We start from the raw sequence: 21,249 nt of genomic DNA, 5'->3' as shown, positions 1-21,249 counted from the left end.
TCAGCCGCCCGGCGCCAGCGCAGCGTTGAGCACTTGCGCCAGATGTTCGCCGCCCAGCCGCAACTGGATTTCGGCGACCGGACGCCAGGTGCTGACGTACTCCGGTTCCAGCTTGTGCGTGGTCGGGTAGAAACCCGGCTGCAGCGCCAGTTTGCACGAATCCTCGGCCCAGCCCGCCGTATCGGCGGGCAGGCCGGCGCCATTGACGCTCGGCACCGGGATTTTGCCCAGTTCGGCCAAATAAGCCGGGTCTTTGCGTTTGCGCATCGACAGCATCTTGCTGTCCCACAGCGAATGCAGATTGCTGCCGTAGCCGTCGACTTTGTCCGGCTCGCCGGGGATGGAGATCTGAAAGTCGTTGCCGCCCTTGTCGTGGGCGAATCCGGCATGCAGCGGCTGGTGCACGTCACCGATCAGATGCACGACGAACTTCAGCGCCTGCAGGCGCTCGTCCTTCGATCGGCCGCGGTCGGCCAGGATCGCGGTCTGCGCGTCGATCGCGGCCACCACGCAGTCGCCGTTGCGGCAGTCGCGGGCAGCATCGTAGCGGCAGTCGCTCTCGGCGAGATTGATGTAATGCCATTTGGCGCTGCGCTTGCCCAGGTCGGGGTCGTTGGCGCGCAAATCGTCGGCCCAGTTGGCGATGCCCGGAAGGGTTGGGTCGGCCTCGCCGGCGAGCAGTTGCGTCGCCTGCGCGCGTGCGGCCGGGGTCATGCCGTCCCAGGCCAGCGCGGCGACCAGGCGGTGGCCTTGCGGGCCCCAGGCCAGGGCCGGCAGCGGAAGGGCGAGGAGCAGGACGGCGGCGCCGAATAGGCGGCGGGCGGAGGCGGTGAGAGGGCGGATGTCGGTCATGGCGCGCACTTTACCGGAGCCGACAGCCAGCGCCGATGTCCGAAGCTGGCGGTGCGGGTTGTCGTTCTTCGCGCCGCTGAATCGATCCCGAAGTGAAGCAGTCGGGGCTGAAGCCCCTCCCACAAAAGACCTCGACACTTTTACCGTTTGTTATCCGACCGAGATCCGTCCCGGTGTCCCGCAAAGTCGCGACCATCGACGAGGTCTTTTGTGGGAGGGGCTTCAGCCCCGACGCTTTGCGCTCAACGTTCGATGCAACCCGACATCCGAGCGATTCCCCGGAACGATAGCGGCGTGCGGCCGGCGAATCGCGACCGCCGGCCGCAAGCGCGGCCGGCGCATGCCGCTCAAGCCCGGCTCAGAACCTCATCACGTAGGCCAACCCGTACACCAGCGGGTCGATCTGCGCCTTGCCGATCTTCGTGCCGTTGAGCTTCACGTCCGAGGCGATATCGATCCAGCGCGCATCCACCCGGATCGCGCCGCGCTCGTTGAGGATGAAGTCCACGCCCAAGTGCGCGGCCACGCCGACCGAATCTTCCAGCTTGAGCTTTGAGCCGCGCAACGGCCCGGTGGTCTTCTCGCTCATGAAGGTCGTGTAGTTGACGCCCACGCCGACGAAGGGCGAGACCGTGCCTTGGCTGTTCCAGTGGTACTGCAACGAGAACGTCGGCGGCAGGTGCTTGGTGGTGGCGACCTTGCCGAGGCCCTTGATGTCGATGTCGTGCTTGAACGGCGTGGCCGCCAGCACTTCGATGCCGATGTTGTCGCGGATGAAGTATTCGAAGGTGATGGTGGGCTGGACGTTGTCGCCGATTTCCAACTGGGCCGTGCCGCCCAGAAGAGTGCCGTTGTTGGATTTGGGCTGGACCTGGTGCGCGCCGATTCCGAGGGTGAAATTGCCGGCCTGCTGGGCCAGCGCCGGTTGGGCCGCGCAGGCCAGGGCCGCGGCGAGAGCGCCGCCGATCAGACGATGGTTCATTCCTTGAGTCCCCTGTGGTCGGTGAGTGCCGAACTTCTATGCTTTCTGAACAGGCGAACCGCCTGTGGGGCACTCTAAATACGCGGGAGAATGGCAAACCTTGATTTCCATCCCAGTCCGCGTTTCGGCGTCCGGCGTTCTGCGACCACCGGTCGGGCGGATCGGCCGGACTGCGACGCCGGCCACGCCTTGCTAGAATGGCGGTTTCCCCACTTCGAACCGCCCGGGCGGCCGCAGGAGTTTCCTCAATGACGATCAAGGTAGGCATCAACGGCTTCGGCCGCATCGGACGCAACGTCCTGCGCGCGGCCGTGCAGAACTTCGACGGCGAGATCGAAATCGTCGCCATCAACGATCTGCTCGAGCCCGATTACCTGGCCTACATGCTGCAGTACGACTCGGTCCACGGCCGCTTCAAGGGCGAGATCCAGGTCGAAGGCAACACCCTGATCATCAACGGCAAGAAGATCCGCCTGACCCAGGAACGCGATCCGGCCAATCTCAAGTGGGACGAAGTCGGCGCGCAAGTCGTCATCGAATCCACCGGCCTGTTCCTCGACAAGGTCACCGCGCAGAAGCATCTCGACGCGGGCGCCAAGAAGGTCGTGCTGTCGGCGCCGTCGAAGGACGACACGCCGATGTTCGTGTACGGCGTCAATGACAAGACCTACAAGGGCGAGGCGATCGTTTCCAACGCTTCGTGCACCACCAACTGCCTGGCGCCGCTGGCCAAGGTGATCAACGACAAGTGGGGCATCAAGCGCGGCCTGATGACCACCGTGCATGCCGCCACCGCGACCCAGAAGACCGTCGACGGCCCGAGCAACAAGGACTGGCGCGGCGGTCGCGGCATCCTGGAGAACATCATTCCGTCGAGCACCGGCGCGGCCAAGGCCGTCGGCGTGGTGATCCCGGAGCTCAACAAGAAGCTCACCGGCATGTCGTTCCGCGTCCCGACCTCGGACGTGTCGGTGGTCGATCTGACCGTCGAGCTCAACAAGGAAGCCACCTACGCCGAGATCTGCGCGGAAATGAAGGCGCAGAGCGAAGGCGCGCTGAAGGGCGTGCTGGGCTACACCGAAGACAAGGTCGTGGCGACCGACTTCCGCGGCGACGCGCGCACCTCGATCTTCGACGCCGAAGCCGGCATCGCGCTCGACAGCACCTTCGTCAAGCTGGTGAGCTGGTACGACAACGAGTGGGGCTATTCCAACAAGTGCCTGGAAATGGTCAAGGTGGTCGCGGGCAAGTAAGCCGCGGCGCGTTGCCTGATAGAAGACAGCCCCGCTTCGGCGGGGCTGTTTTGTTTTATGGATAGGACGCAGCCGCGATACCGTGTTTCCCGAAGCGACGATCCTCAAGCTCCCGAGTTCCCCGAGATCGGTTCCTCCTTTGAAAAGGGGGGCAGGGGGATTCGCTTATTGCTCTGCTTCTTCAACAACAACAGCAAAATCAAAGGCAAATCCCCCGCGCCCGCTGCGCGGTCGCCGCCACCTTTTTCAAAGTTGGCAACGGCCAGGGCGTGGCCCCGCGTCTTCGGAGGGGCAACGGACACGGCGACGCAGCGTCTTTTCGAAAGGGCAACGGCAACACGGAGGCGCCGCATCCCTGCGGCGCACCCCGGATCCTCAGGCCGTCGCCCGCGCCGCTTCGCGCAAGCCTTCGGCCGCCCGCACCATCGCCTGCAACGCCGCGCGCACTTCGGGCCAGCCGCGGGTCTTCAGGCCGCAATCGGGATTGACCCACAGCTGCGCCGGGTCGAGCACTTCCAGCGCCTTGTCCAGCAGCTCGCTCATCTCCGCTTCGCTGGGCACGCGCGGCGAGTGGATGTCGTACACGCCCGGGCCGATGCCGTTGGGATAGCGATAACGGGCGAACGCATCCAGCAGTTCCATGCGAGAGCGCGAGGTTTCGATCGAGATCACGTCGGCATCGAGTGCGGCGACCGCGTCGATGATGTCGTTGAACTCGGCGTAGCACATGTGGGTGTGGATCTGAGTCGCATCGCCCACGCCGCTGGCGGCCAGACGGAAGGATTCGCCGGCCCAGCCCAGATACGCCGGCCAGTCGGCGCGGCGCAGCGGCAAGCCCTCGCGCAGCGCCGGTTCGTCGATCTGGATCACCGCGATATCGGCCGCTTCCAGGTCCAGCACTTCATCGCGCAGCGCCAGCGCGATCTGCCGGCAGCTGTCGGCGCGCGGCTGGTCGTCGCGCACGAACGACCACTGCAGGATCGTCACCGGCCCGGTCAGCATGCCCTTGACCGGGCGAGAGGTCTGCGACTGCGCGTAACGCGTCCAGTCCACCGTCATCGGGCGCGGCCGCGACACGTCGCCGAACAGCACCGGCGGCTTCACGCAGCGCGAGCCGTAGCTTTGCACCCAACCGTGAGCGGTGAAAGCGAAGCCATCGAGTTGCTCGCCGAAGTACTCGACCATGTCATTGCGCTCGAACTCGCCGTGCACCAGCACGTCGATGCCCAGCGCTTCCTGCTCGCGCAGGCACAGCACGGTTTCGTTTTCCAGGAAGGCCTGATATGCCGCGTCGTCGATCTTGCCGGCCTTGTGCTCGGCGCGCGCGCGCCGGACTTCCGCGGTCTGCGGGAACGAGCCGATGGTGGTGGTCGGGAACAGCGGCAGGTTCAGGCGTTCTTGCTGCAGCCGCGCGCGCTTGGGATACGGCGATACGCGGTCGGCCATGGCCGGTTCGATCGCGGCCAGGCGCTTGCGCACTTGCGTGTTACGCAAGAGCGGCGAGGCCAGGCGCGCGGCGCGCGCGCTGGCGGCGGCGGCCAGATCGCGTTCGGCGTCCGCGTTGCCGGCCAAGGCATCGGCGAGCAGGCGCAGTTCCTCGATCTTCTGCTTCGCGTACGCCATCCAATGCTTCAGCGGCGTGGGCAGCTTGCGTTCCAGTTCCAGATCGGTCGGCACATGCAGCAGCGAGCATGACGGCGCCAGCCACTTGGCGCGCGCGCCGGCGCGGCGCGCTAGACTCAGCGCGGCGTCGAGATCGGCGCGCCAGATGTTGCGGCCGTCGACCACGCCCAGACTCAGCGCGCGTTCTTCCGGCAGCAACGGCAGCACGCTTTCCAATTGTTGCGGCGCGCGCACCAGATCCAGATGCAAGCCTTCCACCGGCAGTTGCGCGGCCAATGCGGCGTTGTCGCCGAGCGCACCGAAGTAGGTGGTCAGCAAGCGCTGCGGCGCATCGACCTCGGCCAGCGCCGCGTATGCGCGGCGATAGGCGGCGCGGTCGGTGTCGTCCAGATCCAGCACCAGCGCCGGCTCGTCGAGCTGCACCCACTGCGCGCCGGCGGCCTTGAGCTTGGACAGCAGTTCGGCATAGGCCGGCAGCAGGTTGTCGAGCAACTCGCGCGGATCGCCGCCGTCAACGCGCTTGCCGAGCTTGAGCAGCGACACCGGGCCCAGCAGCACCGGCCGTGCCTGGATACCCAGCGCCTGGGCCTGGGCCAGTTCCGCCAGCGGTTTGTCGCCGCGCAGGGCGAAGCGTTGCTTGGCGTCGAACTGCGGCACCAGGTAGTGGTAGTTGGTGTCGAACCACTTGGTCATTTCCAGCGCGCGCAGATCGCGGCGCCCGTCCTGCAGGCCGCGGGCGAGGGCGAAGTAGCCGCCCAGCGGATCTTCTTCGAATGCCGCGCGGTGCGAGGCGGGAATCGCGTCGAACAGCACGGCGCTGTCGAGCACGTGGTCGTAGAGCGAGAAATCGTTGACCGGCACCAGGTCGGCGCCGGCTTCGCGCGCGAGCCGCCAATGGCGTTCGCGCAGGGACGCGGCGGTGGCTTGCAGCGATTGCGCATCGCTGTCGCCTTTCCAGAACGATTCCAGGGCTTGCTTCAGCTCGCGCCGCGCGCCGATGCGCGGGAAGCCGAGTGGGGTGACGCTGATCATGATGAGTACCTGCGATGCGTGGGCATGACGCAGGGCAACGAAGGAAACCACGGCCGCGCGGGCCCGCACGCGCGAGCGCGTCGGACGCCATCGACAACCTTGGCTTCGACCTTCGCCCCCGCGGGCGAACCGGCACGCCGTACGCGGCCCGCGAGCAAGCGGGCCGGCGCCGTGCGGGCCGGAGTCGGGCGGAAGGCGAGCCTTCCGGTCGCGGCAGGTCTTCGGGCTCGGGACGTGAGGCCAGACCTGGCGAAGGCATCGTCGGAAGCGAGCGGATTCGCTCGCGGCCGATGCGTTCGCTCGTGGTTGGCATCGCCTACTTCAGGTCGCTTCCCGGCGCGCGAACGCCAGTGCCATGACCTGTTTCGTTTCCCATACCGCTGCGGGGCAGCTCCGGATTCGCACCGGATTCCCTCTGGCTATCTCGGGCCTGGGGCCCTCGATGGCGTGTCCCATCGCTTTATCTTTATGAAGCGATGGTCACCGTAACGGCGCCAAGGTACCCACGCCTTGGGGCGAAGTCAATCGTGGCTAATCCGATCCGTGGTCACCCCCATCTGTGGCTAATACGCAGGCGAGCGCAAACCGTGGGCCGGCGCTTGGGGGGTGAAGTGCGTAAGGCGCTGCATCGCTGCGAGGTCTGTTGTGGGAGGGCCTTTCAGGCCCGACACCCGAAGCCGACTAGCTGCCAGCGCTGGAGTCGGGGTTGAAGCCCCTCCCACAAAGACTTCGTGCTCGCGTCTGGATCTCAAGCTTGCCGCGTTGCCGCGAGGTTTCTGTGGGAGGGCCTTTCAGGCCCGACATCCGGACAAGGCGGGCGCACGCCGGCAGACGCGCCCCTGCTCAATCCGGCATGTTCAATCCGGACGCGCGGTCGGCAGCGGTGCCGGCACGTTGAGCATGCCGCCGGCGGCGACGTAGGCGGCGAGGGCTTGGCCTTGGCTCAGCAGATGCTCGTTCATGATCTTTTCCGCGGCATCGGCGTCGCGGCGGCGCACGCAGTCCAGCAGGGCGCGATGTTCGGCCAGCGACTGGGTCATGCGCCCCGGCGTCAGCAATTGGCGTCCGCGATGCATCTTGAGGATGCGGTGCAGATCGTGGGTGACCCGGATCAGCCAGGGATTGCCGGCGTAGTTCTGCACCAACTCGTGGATCAGATAATTATTGGCGTAGTAACGCGCGATATCGCCAAGCTCGGCCGCCTCTTCCATATCGGCGTGGAGCGCTTCCAGGCGCTTTACGCCGGCTTCGTCGATCCGGCGCACGCATTCGTAGGCGCAGCGGCCTTCGAGCATGGCCATGACCGGGAACAACTGGTTCAGATCTTCCAGCGACAACCGGGTGACCCGGCTGCCGCGCCCGGCGTCGAGTTGCACCAGGCCCTCGGCCGCCAACAGCTTCAGGCTTTCGCGCAACGGCGTGCGGCTGATCCCGAGTTGCTCGGCCAGCGCCGGTTCGTCGATCCACTCGCCCGGCGGCAATTCGTAGTCGTATATCTTCTGGCGCAGACGCTCGGCCACTTCTTCGTACAGCGGCACGCGTTTCCTGGAGGGCGTGGGGGCTGGTGGCATCGGCGTTGGCATCGGCGCCATTCTAATGCCTGCCCGGTCCACGTCGCGCTGACGCGCACATCACAGTCGCGCAGCTCACGGCTGGAGAGATCATGGCCGGACAGATCACGGCCGGACAGATCACGGCCGGAGCGAACCTCCGGCCGTGACCCCTGCGCGTGTTGCCTGCGAGCGTACTCACATCCAACCCGGCACCACGAACACCAGCCAGGCCAGCAAGGGGCCGAACGCCACCACCAGACCGCTGTAGATCAGGAAGCGACGGAACAGGCTTTCGCGTTCGTCCTTGGCGGCCGAGGCGACCACCAGCGCGCCGTTGGTCGAGAACGGGCTGACATCGACAATGGTGGAGGACACGGCCAGCGCGCAGATCACTCCGGCAGCGCCCAGATGGCCCTGCATCAGGAACGGCACCGCCAGCGGAATGGTCGCGCCCAGCACCGCGGCCGAAGACGCGAACGCGGAGACGATGCCGCCGACGTAACACACCAGCAAGGCGCCGAGCAGCGGCACGCCGATATGGCTCACGCTGTCGCCGATGTAGTTCACCGCGCCGGCTTTCTCGAGTACCGCGACATAGGTCACCACGCCGCTGATCAGCAACACCGTCGACCAGCTGATGCCGTCGACCGCGCCTTTCTGCGCGTTCGGCGAAATCAGCGCCAGCAGCACCGCGACCGTGATCGAAACCAGACCGACATTGAGTTTGAACATCAGCGCGGCCACGCCCAGGCCGAGCAGGCCGAACAGCGTTATCAGCCGGTCGCGATTCAAGGTCACCGCTTCCAGCGCCACCGGATCGGTGGACAAGCTGCCGCCGCCGGCCGACATCAGCGCGCCATGACCTTCGATGGCAATGGAACGGTGCGAGGCCTGATCGCCGGCCTGCAGGAAATCGCCGCCGTCCTGCGGCTGTTCGTGACGACGCAACAACGCGATGCCGCCGAAAGCGAGGAAACACACGATCGCCATCATCAGGTTGAAGCCCAGGCTGGTCAGGAACACCGCTGTCTCGGTGACCTGCAACCCGGCCTTTTCCACGACTTTATTGGTGATGCCGCCGTACACGCTGATCGGCGAGAAGCCGCCGGCCTGTGCGCCATGGATCACCAGCAAGCCCATCATCAGCGGATTGATCCGATAGTGCTTGGCGAAGCGCAGCGCCACCGGACCGATGATCGCGACCGCCGCCGGACCGAGCGCGCCGAACGCGGTCAGCACGGCGGTGATCACGAACATCACCCAGGGAATCGCGCCGAGATGGCCGCGCACGGCCCTGACCGCCCAATGCACGAGCAAATCGATCGTGCCGTTCTTCTGCGCGATGGCGAACAGATAGGTGATGCCGACCAGGGTCAGGAACAGATCGCCGGGAAAGCCGGCGAGCACGGCCTTGCCGTCCATGCCCACCCACACGCCGCCGATGATGAAGGCCAGGGCGAAGGCCAGCGCGCCCATGTTGATCGGCAACGCGGTGGCGACGATGAACATCAGCACCAAGCCGATGATCGTTGCGATTTCTGCGGTCATGCGCCCTCCCAGACACTTGATTCGCTTACACGAATGGCCGCCCGCCATTCTGGGTTGAAGCTCAAGCGGTTAGTGCGTATTGCCCACCCGGCGCGCGTTCCCCTGCGCGCGCCCGCTCATTGCGCTCGTGCGCAGGCAGTTGCGACCCACTCGCGCACGCCGTCCAAAGTCTTGAAATCCTCGACCGACCGCGCTTGGCAGCCTTCGAATTCCGGTCCGATCATTCGCGCCAGGGCGTTGCCCGGTCCCAATTCCAGAAATACGCGTGCACCGCGTTCCCACGCTTGAATCAGGGCGTCGTGCCAGAGCAGCGGTTGCGCGATCTGCGCGCTCAGCGTGTCGATGACGCGATCGCGCGTAGTCGCCGACCTGGCGTCGATAGCGGCCAGCACAGGCAGACGCGGCGCGCACACAGCCGCGGCGCGTAGGGTTTCGCCAAAATCCCACGCGGCGGCGACCAGCCACGGCGTATGTGCGGGCACCGATACCGGGAGTAGCCGTGTGCGCGCGCCTCGTGCTTGGGCGTCGGCGTCGGCCGTGTGCAGTCCCGCGAGCATTCCACCGAGCACGACGTGGTCTTCGCCGTTGACGATCGCGATCGCCACGCCGTGGCTTTTGCACAAGGCTTCGATCGCTTGCAAGTTCAGGCCGGTCACCGCCAACAGTCCCGAGCGTTCGGGACTGACGCGGTCCATCAGCCGTGCGCGTTCGGCGGCCAGCGACAAACAGGTTGTTGCGTCGAAGCTCTCCGCCACCGCATGCGCAGCCAATTCGCCGACGCTGTATCCCAGCACCACGGCCGGGGTCGGCAGGTCCGCACGAAGCGCTTGCCAATGTGCGAGCGCCGCGGCGCAGACCAAGGGTTGCGCGATAGTGTTGTCGTAGCGTCGCGGTTGAGTGGCCAGTTGTGCCGGGTCATTGCCGAGCACCTGCGTGGCCGTGGCGAGCACGATGGCGGCCGCACTGTCGTCGCGCACGCGGTCGAACATCGCAGGATGCTGCCCGCCTTGGCCCGAGCACAGGATCGCCAGACTCATGCGATCCCCTCCTGGACATGCAGGAACCAGGCGCAGGCCAACAGATCGGCGCTGCCGCCAGGACTCAGGCGGTCGGCGACGAAAGCCTCGCTGATGCGGCTCAACTCGCGCCGCCACTGCGGTTGCGTCGCGCCACCGTCGGCGAGAAAGCCGCGCGCCAGACGCTGCGCGCGGCGCAGTCCGGCGAGACCGCCGCGATGCAACAGGTTGAGATCGTCGATCTGCGCGATCAGTTGGATCAAGGTCTGCGCCAATGCGGTTTCGCGCGGCAAGCCGCGGGCCAGGGCATCGCGCAAGGCGGGCAGGGCGATCTGGCGCAACACCGGATAACCGTCGGCGGCCTGCTCGCGCACTCCGGCGACCCGAAAGCGCGCGCGTGCGCGCTGGCCGTGGCTGGCGTGATCGAGCGGCGCATGGAGCAAGTCGTCGGTCCATTCGCGTACGCCCAGGCATACCGCTTCAGCTGAAGCCGCGCGGCCGTGGCGACGGTGCAGACGCGCAGCCTGCGCGGCCAGCAGGCCGAGGCTGAAGATCGCGCCACGGTGGGTGTTGATGCCGTGCGTGGCGCGCAGCATGTCGGCCTCGGCGGCGATGCCGAGCTGACGCAGATGATCGAACCCGACTTCGCGCGTGCCCGCTTCGGCGATCGCCACGAAGTAACCGCGCAGCGCGAACAGGCTGCGCATGAAGGTGGCCGCGTCCATATCGTCGTGGCTGCCCGAATCGAACGGCGTTACCAAGCCGGGTTTGGGTGCACAGGCGAGTTCGGCGTGCAGGCTAGCGACTGCTGCGCGGCCAAGGCGATGGGCGAGCGGCGAGGCGGCGCGCGTCGAATCCGGGCTTGTCGAATCGGCGCTCGTCGAATCGGCGCTCGCCTCATCCGTGCGCGCAGCGTCGGTGGCGCGGGCGACCTGCGACATCATGCGGCCGCGCTCCGCGCGAACAAGGATTCGCGCGCTTGCAGCGCACAGCCGGTTTCATGTTTGACCAGCACCTGCTTCGCGTCGCTCGCGTACTCGCGCCAGTTCACCGCGATGCCGCCGGGCAGATGCAGTTCGCCGTCGGCGCGTAGGCCGTGGTATTGCTCCCAAGCCGGCAGCCTCGTGACGATCGCTTCGGCTTGTGCGGTATGGGTGATCGACCACAGTAGATCCAGGTCCGAGGTTTCATTTATGTAGCTTCGGTTGGTCAGCGCTTGCCACGCGAAACTGCCGAACACGCCGGGCTCGATATCGATATCGGATGCGTGCATCTCCAGCGCACGCAGTGCCCGGTGCGTACGCTGCGGCGCGTGCGGCAGCACTTCGCTCAGGCTAAGCGGCGCGCGCAAACGCGCGATGTCGGCCGCATCCGCATATAGCGCCAAGCGTTGTTTATGTTCGGCGGGCGGCAAGGGCACTCCCAGTCGCAGCGCTCCGGTGGGCTCATTGCCATCGCGACGCGCGACCACCGCTGGAAGACCCGCAGCGAACCATTCTCCCAATCGCGACTGCGCTCCCGGCGTCAGCGCCTGCCACTGCGCCTGCGGCCGCAGCCAGACCAGGTCGTGGCGGCGCGCCATGTCAGCTTTCGCCTGCGGCCACGGCTGCGGACACATCACGCGCCAGCGTGCGTCCGCCCCGCGCAGCGCCCAATTCTCGCCGCGCATCGCCTTCGCTGTGTGACGCCAGCGAAGCGAGCAGGGCCGCGGCCAGATCGCCCTTCCACAGCGATTCCACCGCGCCCATTCGCAAATAATTCTCGACGCCCGGCGCGAACACCGGCGAGGTCGTGCTGAGCGCCTGCAACTTTTCCAAGGGTTGCTTAGTGACCCGCGCCATCGCGCGCAGGTCCATCACCCGCACCTGCGCTTCGGGCAGTGCGTGGATATGATCGGCCATCAGCCCGAACGACAGAAATCCGCCGCTGACCGATTCGCCGTAGACCAGCGTGATGAGCCGCGCGCCGCGCCGGCGGGCGAGGTCGAGGGTCTTGGCCAGATGAGCGAAATAACCGTTGATGCCGAGCAATTCGTCGCGTCGCGCCAAGCGTTGGCCGGCGGTGTCGGCGAGCATCACGATGGGGCGTTGCGGATGCGCGCGGGTGGAGGCCAGCACCGCGGTGGCCAGGGTCAGGGCGTGATCGACGCCGACTTCGAGCTGATTCGTGGTGCCGATCACGGTGACCTCACCGACTGCGGTGCGCGCGTCGCCGGTCAGCACGTCGTCTTTTCGATCGATGCGGTGACCGAGCGGAAACAGACTATCGAGCAGAGACGTCAGGTACACGGTGCACTCCGTTCGGCGACGGCTTGGATGAAGGCATCGGCTTCGAGCAGCGGCAGACGCTCGGGATCGCGCAAACCCATGAGCCTCCAGATATCCAGGCCGTCGCGGCAATCGCCGTAGTCGCTGATGCGTGCGGCCAGCGCGGCGTGCTCGTGTTCGAGCGCGGCCAGCGGATCGTGGTTTTCTGTGTGGGCGTCGATCAACGCGCAAGCCGCGTCGGCGAAGGCATCGATACGATCGGCGACCAGACGGCGCGCTTCGCCGAGCAGATAGCGATGCTTGCCGCCGGTCACGCGCCACACCAGCGCGCGATCGCGCGAGTCGAACTCTTCCACCCCTCGCACAGTCTCGATCACTTCCGGTCCCGACAGCGACAGCCGCCCTTCCTCGGACATGATCACCGCATCGCAGCAGCGCGCGACGATGCCCATGCCGCCGAACGCGCCGTTGCCGCTGCCGATCAGCGCCAGCACATGCACGCCGGCCGCGCGTGCGGCCAAGGTGGCGCGCATGATTTCGGAAATCGCGATCAGCCCGGCATTGGCCTCATGCAAGCGCACACCGCCGGTGTCGAGCAGCAACAACACCGCATCGGGTTTGGTCGACGCAGCGCGTTCCAGTAATCCCGTGAGCTTGGCGCCATGCACCTCGCCGACGCCGCCGCCCAAGAACGCGCCTTGTTGCGCGGCGACCAGTACCGTGCGACCGCGCAAGCGGCCTTCACCGACTACGATCCCGTCGTCGAACGCGCCGGGCTGATCGAGCTGGGCCAGATGCGGGCTGCTCATCCGCCGGCGAGGACCGACGAATTCGCGCAGCGAATCCGCGTCGAGCAGGCCATGCAGACGTTCGCGGGCATCGGCTTCGTAGAAACTGCGGCCGCTCTGCGCAGCGACGAGCGCGTTCATGCGCGCGCCTCGCGCAGCACTTCCAGCGCCTGAGCCAGACGCAAGCCGACCACCGCCGGCGTCGCGCCGACATCGTTGATCGAAATACGCACGTCGCGCAGCGGGTGATGCGCGGCGAAGTCGCTCAGCACGGCTTCCCAGATCGCGCCGAAGCCGCGCGCGGCGGTTACGATTTCGATTTCCATTGCGCCATCCAGCGACAATCGTTCGACCAATATTTCCAGGTTTCCCGAAGCGACTACTCCAACCAGTGCGTGATCGAGCGCGCTGTGCAGGTCTTGCAGACCCTCGAAGCGATAACGAAGGGTTTCCATGCGTGTCCCCTACCAGTTGCGGAATCGTTTGGGTGGGTCGTAAAGGCCGCCGGACCAGCGCACCAGATCCTTGACCGTGCGCGCGGCGAGCAGATCGCGAGTGGCGTCGCGGGTGCGGATACCGAGATCGTCCGGGCGCCGGATCACGCCGCGATCGCGCAGGTTCTCGACCAGGCGTTTATCGCGCGCCAGACCGACCGCGGTGTAGCCGGCGACGCCACGGATGGCTTGCTCGCGTTCTTCCGGCGTGCGGCACAGCAACAGGTTGGCGATGCCTTCTTCGGTAAGCACGTGACTGACGTCGTCGCCGTAGATCATCACCGGCGGCAACGGCATCGACGCGCGTTCGGCCAGTTCCCAGGCATCGAGTTTGTCGACGAACGCGGGCGCCATGTGCTCGCGGAAGGTCTCGACCATCTGCACCACCAGCTTGCGACCGCGCGGCATCTCGCCCGGCCGCGCGGCTTCGCGTCCCGCCTTCAACCAGGCCGGGCTCGCGTGGCGGCGGCCGCGCGCATCCGAACCCATGTTGGGCGCGCCGCCGAAGCCGGCGATGCGATCGCGCGTGGCGGTGGAGCTGTTGCCTTGCAGATCGATCTGCAAGGTCGAGCCGATGAACATGTCGCAGGCGTACAGGCCGGCGGTCTGCGACAGCGCGCGGTTGGAGCGCATCGAGCCGTCGCTGCCGGTGAAGAACACATCCGGGCGCGCGGCGAGATAAGCCTCCATGCCCAGTTCGGAACCGAAGGAATGCACCGATTCGACGAAGCCCGATTCGATCGCCGGGATCAGCGTCGGGTGCGGATTCAAGGCCCAGTGTTGGCAGATCTTGCCCTTGAGTCCCAACGACTCGGCGTAGGTGGGCAGCAGCAACTCGATCGCGGCAGTGTCGAAGCCGATGCCGTGGTTGAGCCGGTTCACGCCGTACTCGGCGTAGATGCCCTTGATCGCCATCATCGCCATCAGCACCTGGATCTCGGAGATCTGCGCCGGATCGCGGGTGAACAGTGGTTCGATGTAATTAGGCGTCGGCGCGGGCACGACGAAATCGATCCAGTCACCGGGGATGTCCACGCGCGGCAGCGTGTCGAGGATTTCGTTGACCTGGGCGATGACGATGCCGGCGCGGAACGCGGTCGCTTCGACGATGACCGGCGTGTCTTCGGTGTTCGGTCCGGTGTAGAGATTGCCGTGGCGATCGGCGGCTTGCGCGGTGATCAGAGCCACGCGCGGAGTCAGGTCGACGAAGTAGCGGCCGAACAGTTCCAGATAGGTATGGATCGCGCCGATCTCGATGCGTCCGTCGGCGACCAATCCGGCCAGACGCGCGCCTTGCGGGCCGGAGAAGGAGAAGTCCAGACGTCGGGCGATGCCGCGTTCGAACACATCCAGATGCGAGGGCAGCGACAGCACCGACTGGACCATATGCAGGTCGTGCACGCGCGCGGGGTCGACCTGGGTCAGGCAGGCGGCGAGGAAGTCGGCCTGTTTCTGGTTATTGCCCTCCAGGCAGACCCGGTCGCCGGGCTCGATGACCGCTTCCAGCAGGGCGACGGTGTCCGAAGCGGCCACCTGTTTTCCATGGACCAGCCCGACTGCTCGTTGCAGGCGCTGGCTGCGGTTACTGGCGGATCGATTCCAGTCTTTTGCCATGAGCCGAGGTGCCTGCTTTGGACCTGGGGTGGGTTGTACCTGGAATAATTTCATAATTATATCGTAATTACAATTGGGGCCGGGAATCGGGAATCGGGAATCGGGAATCGGAAACGGCAGCGGCAGCGGCGAGGCGGGGGCGCCTGCACGATCATGGCGCGGCCCGTGCTTGTTGCCCCGGTCGCGGTGCCTGTACGAGGTCTTTTGTGGGAGGGAGCTTTAGCCCCGACGCGTTTCTTGCGGATCACCGCTGGCTGACCGAAGAGCGTCGGGGCTAAGCTCCCTCCCACAAAAGACCTCGGGGCTCCTTCATTGAGCTCGTGCCAGTACTAGGGAGGGCTTCTGCCCTGGGCTTGTGCCAGCGCTTCTGGGCCTGCCTGCGCCAGTGCGACGCCGACACGAACCCCTGCACGAGCAGCGGCGATACCTGGACAAGCTGCGCACAGCCAGGTTTTGCGGTTTCGGGCTGAGTGCATACCGAACGGCAAGATCGGCCGTTTCCTGCAGCTGGGGTTAATCGTGCGGCGACGAAGATGGCGCTCTGCGCGATATCCGTACGCCGCGCCGCACGCCGCCGTTGAGCTTGGCGATGGCTGCGGCTAACGTTGGCGTCGGCGCTGCGCGCGCGGCGCGGGCCAGGACGGTCCCGCGCGATCCCGAATCCGGTGGGTGGCACATGTTTTTCGAAAGGACCCCGCTATTGGCTGGCCTGCTCGCATCCTTGATGTGCGCGCTGGTCCTGACGGCGTGCGCAAAGGACGAGCCGGCGCAGCCATCGGCTGAAGCGGTCACGATGGGCAGTCAGAACGATGTGCCCAAGGTCGCGTCGGGGCCGCCGAGCGAGGAGGACATCCTCAAGGGCACCTACTGGCCGCGGGCCAAACTCGACGGCGGCGTCGCCCGGATCAGCTGCGAATACGACTACCCGCGCTTCGGCGAAGGCGAGCGGCTGACCTCGCTGGATTTTTTCAGCCTGGTCGATGCCTTGTCGCCGTGCCAGTCGCACGGAGTGGTGCGTTTGCGCTACCAGGGCAAGATCGGCGCTGGTTTCACCGCGCTGGTGCAGCGGGTCGCGGCGATGGCCACTCGCATGGAAATCCGCACCCGCATCCTGGATATCGACTCCAGCGGCGGCCACGTCGAAGAAGCCATCCGCGCCGGCGACTCGATCGCCGAAGCGGGTTGGGCGATCTGGGTGCGTGACGAATCGGTCTGTCACAGCGCCTGCGTGCTGGTGCTGGCGGCGGGCGACACGCGTTCGGTCGAAGGCCGGGTCGGCATCCACCGCTTGATGCGCGACCGCTCCACCGCGACCTCGCGCGCCGAACTCAGCCGCGAACTGCGCTCGATCAACCAGCAGGTGCGCGACTACCTGGAACGCAATGGCGTCGCCACCGCGGTGTCGGACCTGATGATGACCATCGCCAATCGCGATCTGCGCATCCTCACCCCGGACGAGCTCAAGCAATACGGTCTGGACGGCACCAACGCCGCCCAGGACGATCTCGACCGCATCCGTCTGACCCGCAAATGCGGCGAGGACTTCGTCCGCCGTCGCGATGCCTTCCGCCGCGCCTTCGACGAGCAGTGTATGGCCACCGGCAAGAATTTCGAATCCATGCCCGAATGTGCGAATGCTTTGCAGGGACAGTTCGGTTTCCCCGACAAGACCTGTCCGTCCGACAGCCCCGCCGATCTGTATGCGCGCGACCTGCCGGAATTGTTGCCGGCGGAAGAAGAGGCGGTCAGCGATGCCGCGGCGGCGTCCGCCGATACCGCCGAGAAGGGCGATGCGAAAGGCGAGAGCAAAGCCGCGACCAAGAAGGCATCCGCTCCAGCACAGGCCGAGTGAGTAACGCCCAAGCGGACAAGCCCAAGCGGACAAGGGCCAGTCTGCGGCCAGCGCTGGACAGTCGGTGCACACCGCCGCCGGGTCACGCGCCGAGTCAATCCGCTGCACTGTGATCCACTGCGCACTTGCGGTTAGTCCGCCCCACCCGGAAAATCGCCGCCTGTATCAGCCAGAGCGCCTGCGGGGCTCGAGCCAAAAGCCCCTGCAGGAGTTTTCCGATGTCCGCCTCCCTCTCCCGGCTGGTGCCGGCGCGTCTCGCGCTGGCCCTGTTGCCGTTTTGCCTGTTTCCGCTCGCCGCCTGTGCCGATGAGGCGGCCGACGCGAACGATCAGGTCCATGAGCTCGACCAGATCCAGGTCCGCGGCGTCGCCGGACCCAAGTTCGGCGCGCAGCGCAGCACCAGCGCGACCAAGACCGACACCGCCCTGATCGAAGTGCCGCAGGCCGTGACCGTGCTGCCGCGTGCGCTGATCGACGCGCAAGGCGGGCGTTCGCTCAACGAGATGCTCTCGCTGGTGCCCGGCGTGGCGCTCAACAACGGCGACGGCCAGCGCGATCAGGTCGCCATCCGCGGCTTCAGCGCCTTGGCCGACCAATACCTCGACGGCGTGCGCGACGACGCCATGTACTACCGCGATCTGGCCAACACCGAACGCATCGAGGTGCTCAAGGGCACGGCGGCGATGTTGTTCGGCCGCGGTTCCTCCGGCGGCCTGGTCAATCGCGTCAGCAAGCAGCCGCTGGACACCGCGCAGGGCAAGCTGCGTCTGTACGCCGATGGCGAAGGCGGCCGTCGCGGCGAGTTCGACCTCACCGGTCCGCTCGGCGCCGGCGCCGGACGCCTGGTCGGCGCGGTCGAGGATTCCGACACCTTCCGCGATCAGGGCTTCATCGAGCGCTGGCTGATCGCGCCGTCGTATCGCTTCGAACTCGGCGGCGGCCAGTTGTTGCTGCAGGCCAGCGCGCAGCGCGACGAACGCGTCACCGATTTCGGAATGCCCAGTCTGTTCGGTCGCCCGGTCGAGGTTCCGATCGATACCTACTACGGCTCCAGCGACGCGCGTCGCGACGACTACAGCATCGCCCGGGTCAATATTCTCAACGCGACCTACAGCAAGTCGCTGACGCCGCAATGGGATCTGCGGGTGACCTTGCGCGGTACCGACTACGAGTTGGAACGCCGCAACACCCTGATTACCGGCAACCCGTTCCTGCGCAACGGCCGCTGGATGTCCAACCGCCGCCACGCCGCCAATACGCGCGATCAGCAGGCCTGGTTCGCCCAGACCGATCTGGTCTACGAGGGCGAGCGCCACCGTTTGCTGATCGGCAACGAACTGAGTTACGAGCGCAAGGATCAGGCCAGTTACGGCGGCATCGCCACGCCGATCGATCTGCTCGCCCCGGTGCTCGACCGTCCGACCTTCAACCCGCGCGCCGAGGCCGCCGCGCGCAGTCGTCTGCGCAATGCCGCCTTGTACGTGCAGGACCAGATCACGCTGGCTGCGCAATGGAAGGCGGTGATCGGCGCGCGTTACGACGATTACCGCCAGCAGACCCGCGATCTGCTCAATGCCAACGCGCCCGCGCTGGACCGCACCGATCGCGAGTTCAGTCCGCGCCTTGGACTGATCTGGATGCCGAGCGCGCAGCAATCGCTGTACGCGAGCTGGGGCGAGTCGTTCCAACCGTCGGCCGAGAGCCTGCCGCTGAGCACGGTCAATGTCGACCTGAGCCCGGAAACCACCCGCAATCGCGAAATCGGCTACAAGTTCGCGCGCGCCGACGGTCTGCTCAGTTTCGATGTGGCGGTGTTCGAGACCGAGCGCGAACACATCAAGACCACCGATCCGGTCGACCCGCGCAAGCAGATCGGCGTGGGCACCCAGCGCACCCGCGGCGCCGAGGTCGGATTCGCGGCGTCGCTGCTCGACCAGCGCCTGGATCTGTATGCCGGCTATGCCTATCTCGACGGTGAAATCACCAAGTCCAACAACAGCGCCAGCGGTGTGTCGTTCCAGGGCCGCACTTCGCCGTTGACGCCGCGCCACAGCGCGTCGGTTTACGCCGAGTACGATCTGGGCCGAGGCATCAGCGTCGGCGCGCTGGCTCAGCACGTGGCGATGCAATACGCCGCGCCGACCAATCTGAGCGCACTGCCGGCGTTCACGCGTTTCGATTTCAATGTGCGCTATCAGACCGGGCCCTGGGATTGGCGCCTGCGTTTGGAAAACGCCTTCGACAAGCGCTATTTCGCCTCTGCGCACGGTTCGGTCGACGGATTCAACGCGCCCGGCGCGCCGCGCACGCTGAGTCTGACGATGGATTACCGCTTCTGACCGGCGCCGAAGCGGGCGCGCCCGAAGTCGCGCCCGCTTCGAAACGACGGCGCCTTACCCGCCGCGCTGGATATGCGCGCCGCCGAACATCGCTTGTTGAATTCCGGGCAGAGCGAGGAAGTCGTGTGGGAAACCCAGTGCGGTCGCGCTGGCTTCGTCCAAGCGGCGGCGCTGCGTATCGCTGAATTCGACCTCGAGCGCGCCGAGGTTTTCGTGCAACTGCGCGACGGTGCGCGCGCCGATCACCGGCGCGATCTGGTAAGGCTGCTGCAACAGCCACGCCAGCGCGACTTGCGCGGCCGGCCGTTGCAGTTCTGTCGCGACTTCCTTGACGGTATCGGCGATGTCCAGCGCGCGTTCGGTCAAGGCCCCGTTGCCGATCGCGACCGCGCGCCGGCCCTGCGCCGTGGTCGGGTCCAGATCGGCGCGCGAATACTTGCCGCTGAGCACGCCCGAAGCCAGCGGCGACCAGGCGCTCACGCCCATGCCCAACTCGCGCGCCATCGGCAGCAGCTCGCGTTCGCCTTCGCGCTGGGCCAGGCTGAATTCGATCTGCAATGCCACCAGCGGCGACCAACCGCGCATTTCGGCCAGCGTCTGCAATCGCGCGGCCTGCCATGCGGGAATATCGGACACGCCGGCGTAGAGCACTTTGCCGGCGCGGATCAGATCGTCGAAACCACGCATGACTTCATCGCCCGGGGTGGTGTCGTCCCAGGCGTGCAGATAAAGCAGGTCGATGTAATCGGTATCGAGCCGGCGCAGGCTCGCTTCGACCGACTGACGCAGATTCTTGCGGTGGTTGCCGCCGGCATTGGGATCGCCCGGCGTGGTGCATAGCGAATATTTGGTGGCCACGACGAGCGAGTCGCGGCGGCCGCGCGCGAATTGGCCGATCAGGGTTTCCGAGCTGCCGCCGGTGTAGAAGTTGGCAGTGTCGATGTAACTGCCGCCCTGTTCGACATAGGCGTCGAACACGGCGCGCGCTTCGTCCGCGTCGCTGCCCCAGCCCCAATCGTTGCCGAAGGTCATCGTGCCCAGACAGACGGGGCTGACGCGCAGGCCGGAGCGGCCGAGCATGCGGTAATGATCGAGTTTCATAACAATCGCCTGTGCTGAAGTTGCAGCGAGTCTAGGCAGTGCATTCGGCCAGGGATATCCGCAGCTTGTGCTGGTGCGTGTTGGGGCTAAGATCGCTGCGCAACCCTTCATGGAACTCGCGCATGTCCGCCGACGGACCCACCGGCTACAGCATCGATCTGTCCAAGGGCGCGGTGTGGAAGCTGATCGCCGTGTTGCTGGCAGCGACCACCGCGGTCATCGCGATCGCGCTGTGGCTGCCTTCGCTCGCGGGAGAGCAGGCGGCGATACCGCAGCCGAGCCTGGCCTGGCGGGCCTGCAGTTTCGGCGTGATCGGCGTGCTGGCTGCGCTCGGTTACGCCGCGACCTCGCGGCCGCGATTACGCGCTTGGCGCATTCCGATGGCGGTGTTGGCGGTGGTGTTGCTGATGGTGACCTGGAGTGCGTTGGGTCTGGGCATGACGCGCTACAACGCGCATTGGGGACAGGCGATGAGCGTTGTCGGCGAGGCGGGCGATCTGCTGCAACGCCAGCGTCGCGGCCGCGATGGTGCGGTGACCATCACCCTGCGTTTCACTTTGACACCCGGCAACGGCGCCGAGCGCGCGCCGTTGCGTATCGAAACCCGCCAACCGTTCGCCTCGGTGCTGGCCGAACAGCGGCGCGTACGAGCCGATCTGCGCCGCAGCTGGGCCGGCGTTTCGTTCGAGGCTTTGCGGCCGTGCGCGCAAGCGGGGAGCGATTGCGATGCGGTGGCAGGTGGCGCGGTTCGGTGAGGCAGGGGGCTCCCGCGATCGTGAAAAGCGTCGGGGCTGAAGCCCCTCCCACAAAAGACCTCGTGCATCCGCGGTGAGCGCTCGGATGCAGTCGCGATCGATCCCGAAGTCGTGGGCGTGCTCGACAGCGCGAAGTCTTTTGTGGGAGGGGCTTCAGCCCCGACCCGGACATTCAATCGG

At 66.4% G+C, this 21,249-nt stretch carries 17 protein-coding genes and 1 riboswitch; of the genes, 4 read left to right on the top strand and 13 right to left on the bottom strand.

All coding sequences use genetic code 11. The features are described from left to right. Complete coding sequence (locus tag ACTOWJ_RS19450) at nt 1-852, bottom strand: S1/P1 nuclease (protein ID WP_441336270.1); 852 nt, start codon at nt 850-852, stop codon at nt 1-3. A gap of 358 nt (nt 853-1,210) precedes the next feature. Beyond that, entirely contained in the window at nt 1,211-1,834 is a 624-nt protein-coding gene (locus tag ACTOWJ_RS19445) for an OmpW/AlkL family protein (RefSeq protein WP_441336269.1), read from the bottom strand. A 248-nt stretch (nt 1,835-2,082) separates the two neighbouring features. Between ACTOWJ_RS19445 and gap the strand changes: the two genes are divergently transcribed. Beyond that, nucleotides 2,083-3,087 carry a type I glyceraldehyde-3-phosphate dehydrogenase gene (gene gap, locus ACTOWJ_RS19440; protein WP_441336268.1) on the top strand — a complete coding sequence of 335 codons (1,005 nt, stop codon included), beginning with the start codon at nt 2,083-2,085 and terminating at the stop codon, nt 3,085-3,087. A gap of 375 nt (nt 3,088-3,462) precedes the next feature. Here the strand turns inward: gap and metE are convergent, their stop codons facing one another. The 10 genes from metE to mdcA all read right to left on the bottom strand — a co-directional run bounded on the left by metE (nt 3,463) and on the right by mdcA (nt 15,022). Continuing rightward, entirely contained in the window at nt 3,463-5,742 is a 2,280-nt protein-coding gene (gene metE / locus ACTOWJ_RS19435; protein ID WP_441336267.1) for a 5-methyltetrahydropteroyltriglutamate--homocysteine S-methyltransferase, read from the bottom strand. Nucleotides 5,743-5,957: 215 nt separating this feature from the next. Then, a riboswitch (cobalamin riboswitch) is annotated at nt 5,958-6,157 on the bottom strand. 442 nt (nt 6,158-6,599) lie between these two features. Beyond that, entirely contained in the window at nt 6,600-7,313 is a 714-nt protein-coding gene (locus ACTOWJ_RS19430; protein WP_441336266.1) for a GntR family transcriptional regulator, read from the bottom strand. A 177-nt stretch (nt 7,314-7,490) separates the two neighbouring features. Continuing rightward, on the bottom strand, nt 7,491-8,843 hold the full coding sequence (locus tag ACTOWJ_RS19425) for an SLC13 family permease (RefSeq protein WP_441336265.1): 1,353 nt from the start codon (nt 8,841-8,843) through the stop codon (nt 7,491-7,493). A gap of 116 nt (nt 8,844-8,959) precedes the next feature. After that, on the bottom strand, nt 8,960-9,880 hold the full coding sequence (mdcH, locus tag ACTOWJ_RS19420) for a malonate decarboxylase subunit epsilon (RefSeq protein ID WP_441336264.1): 921 nt from the start codon (nt 9,878-9,880) through the stop codon (nt 8,960-8,962). Beyond that, a complete protein-coding gene (gene mdcB / locus ACTOWJ_RS19415; RefSeq protein WP_441336263.1) occupies nt 9,877-10,803 on the bottom strand; it encodes a triphosphoribosyl-dephospho-CoA synthase MdcB in 927 nt (308 codons plus the stop codon). Before mdcB ends, mdcH begins: the two co-directional genes overlap by 4 nt. Further along, entirely contained in the window at nt 10,800-11,441 is a 642-nt protein-coding gene (mdcG, locus tag ACTOWJ_RS19410) for a malonate decarboxylase holo-[acyl-carrier-protein] synthase (RefSeq protein ID WP_441336262.1), read from the bottom strand. Before mdcG ends, mdcB begins: the two co-directional genes overlap by 4 nt. Nucleotide 11,442: 1 nt before the next feature. Beyond that, a complete protein-coding gene (gene mdcE, locus ACTOWJ_RS19405; RefSeq protein ID WP_441336261.1) occupies nt 11,443-12,147 on the bottom strand; it encodes a biotin-independent malonate decarboxylase subunit gamma in 705 nt (234 codons plus the stop codon). Then, nucleotides 12,138-13,055 carry a biotin-independent malonate decarboxylase subunit beta gene (locus tag ACTOWJ_RS19400; RefSeq protein ID WP_441336260.1) on the bottom strand — a complete coding sequence of 306 codons (918 nt, stop codon included), beginning with the start codon at nt 13,053-13,055 and terminating at the stop codon, nt 12,138-12,140. Before ACTOWJ_RS19400 ends, mdcE begins: the two co-directional genes overlap by 10 nt. Next, nucleotides 13,052-13,369 (bottom strand): malonate decarboxylase acyl carrier protein, encoded by a 318-nt coding sequence (gene mdcC / locus ACTOWJ_RS19395; protein ID WP_441336259.1) that lies wholly within the window; start codon nt 13,367-13,369, stop codon nt 13,052-13,054. The genes ACTOWJ_RS19400 and mdcC overlap by 4 nt, the downstream gene beginning before the upstream one ends. Nucleotides 13,370-13,378: 9 nt before the next feature. Continuing rightward, nucleotides 13,379-15,022: a malonate decarboxylase subunit alpha gene (gene mdcA / locus ACTOWJ_RS19390; RefSeq protein WP_441336258.1), complete on the bottom strand. Its 1,644-nt coding sequence runs from the start codon at nt 15,020-15,022 to the stop codon at nt 13,379-13,381. Between the two features lie 676 nt (nt 15,023-15,698). Here mdcA and ACTOWJ_RS19385 point away from each other — a divergent pair. Both ACTOWJ_RS19385 and ACTOWJ_RS19380 read left to right on the top strand, forming a co-directional pair. Further along, nucleotides 15,699-16,874: a hypothetical protein gene (locus ACTOWJ_RS19385; RefSeq protein ID WP_441336257.1), complete on the top strand. Its 1,176-nt coding sequence runs from the start codon at nt 15,699-15,701 to the stop codon at nt 16,872-16,874. A 218-nt stretch (nt 16,875-17,092) separates the two neighbouring features. Beyond that, the gene (locus tag ACTOWJ_RS19380; protein WP_441336256.1) at nt 17,093-19,213 is read left to right on the top strand and encodes a TonB-dependent receptor; all 2,121 of its coding nucleotides are present in this window, start codon (nt 17,093-17,095) and stop codon (nt 19,211-19,213) included. A gap of 54 nt (nt 19,214-19,267) precedes the next feature. Here the strand turns inward: ACTOWJ_RS19380 and ACTOWJ_RS19375 are convergent, their stop codons facing one another. Continuing rightward, nucleotides 19,268-20,314 (bottom strand): aldo/keto reductase, encoded by a 1,047-nt coding sequence (locus ACTOWJ_RS19375; RefSeq protein WP_441336255.1) that lies wholly within the window; start codon nt 20,312-20,314, stop codon nt 19,268-19,270. Nucleotides 20,315-20,436: 122 nt separating this feature from the next. Here ACTOWJ_RS19375 and ACTOWJ_RS19370 point away from each other — a divergent pair, with 122 nt between their 5' ends. Then, complete coding sequence (locus tag ACTOWJ_RS19370) at nt 20,437-21,069, top strand: hypothetical protein (RefSeq protein ID WP_441336254.1); 633 nt, start codon at nt 20,437-20,439, stop codon at nt 21,067-21,069. The last annotated feature ends 180 nt before the right edge of the window (nt 21,070-21,249 follow it).

It is taken from the genome of Lysobacter sp. CA199, assembly GCF_052078715.1.
In the GTDB taxonomy this organism is placed as follows: Bacteria; Pseudomonadota; Gammaproteobacteria; order Xanthomonadales; family Xanthomonadaceae; genus Lysobacter.
This window is presented reverse-complemented; position numbering and strand designations above follow the sequence as displayed.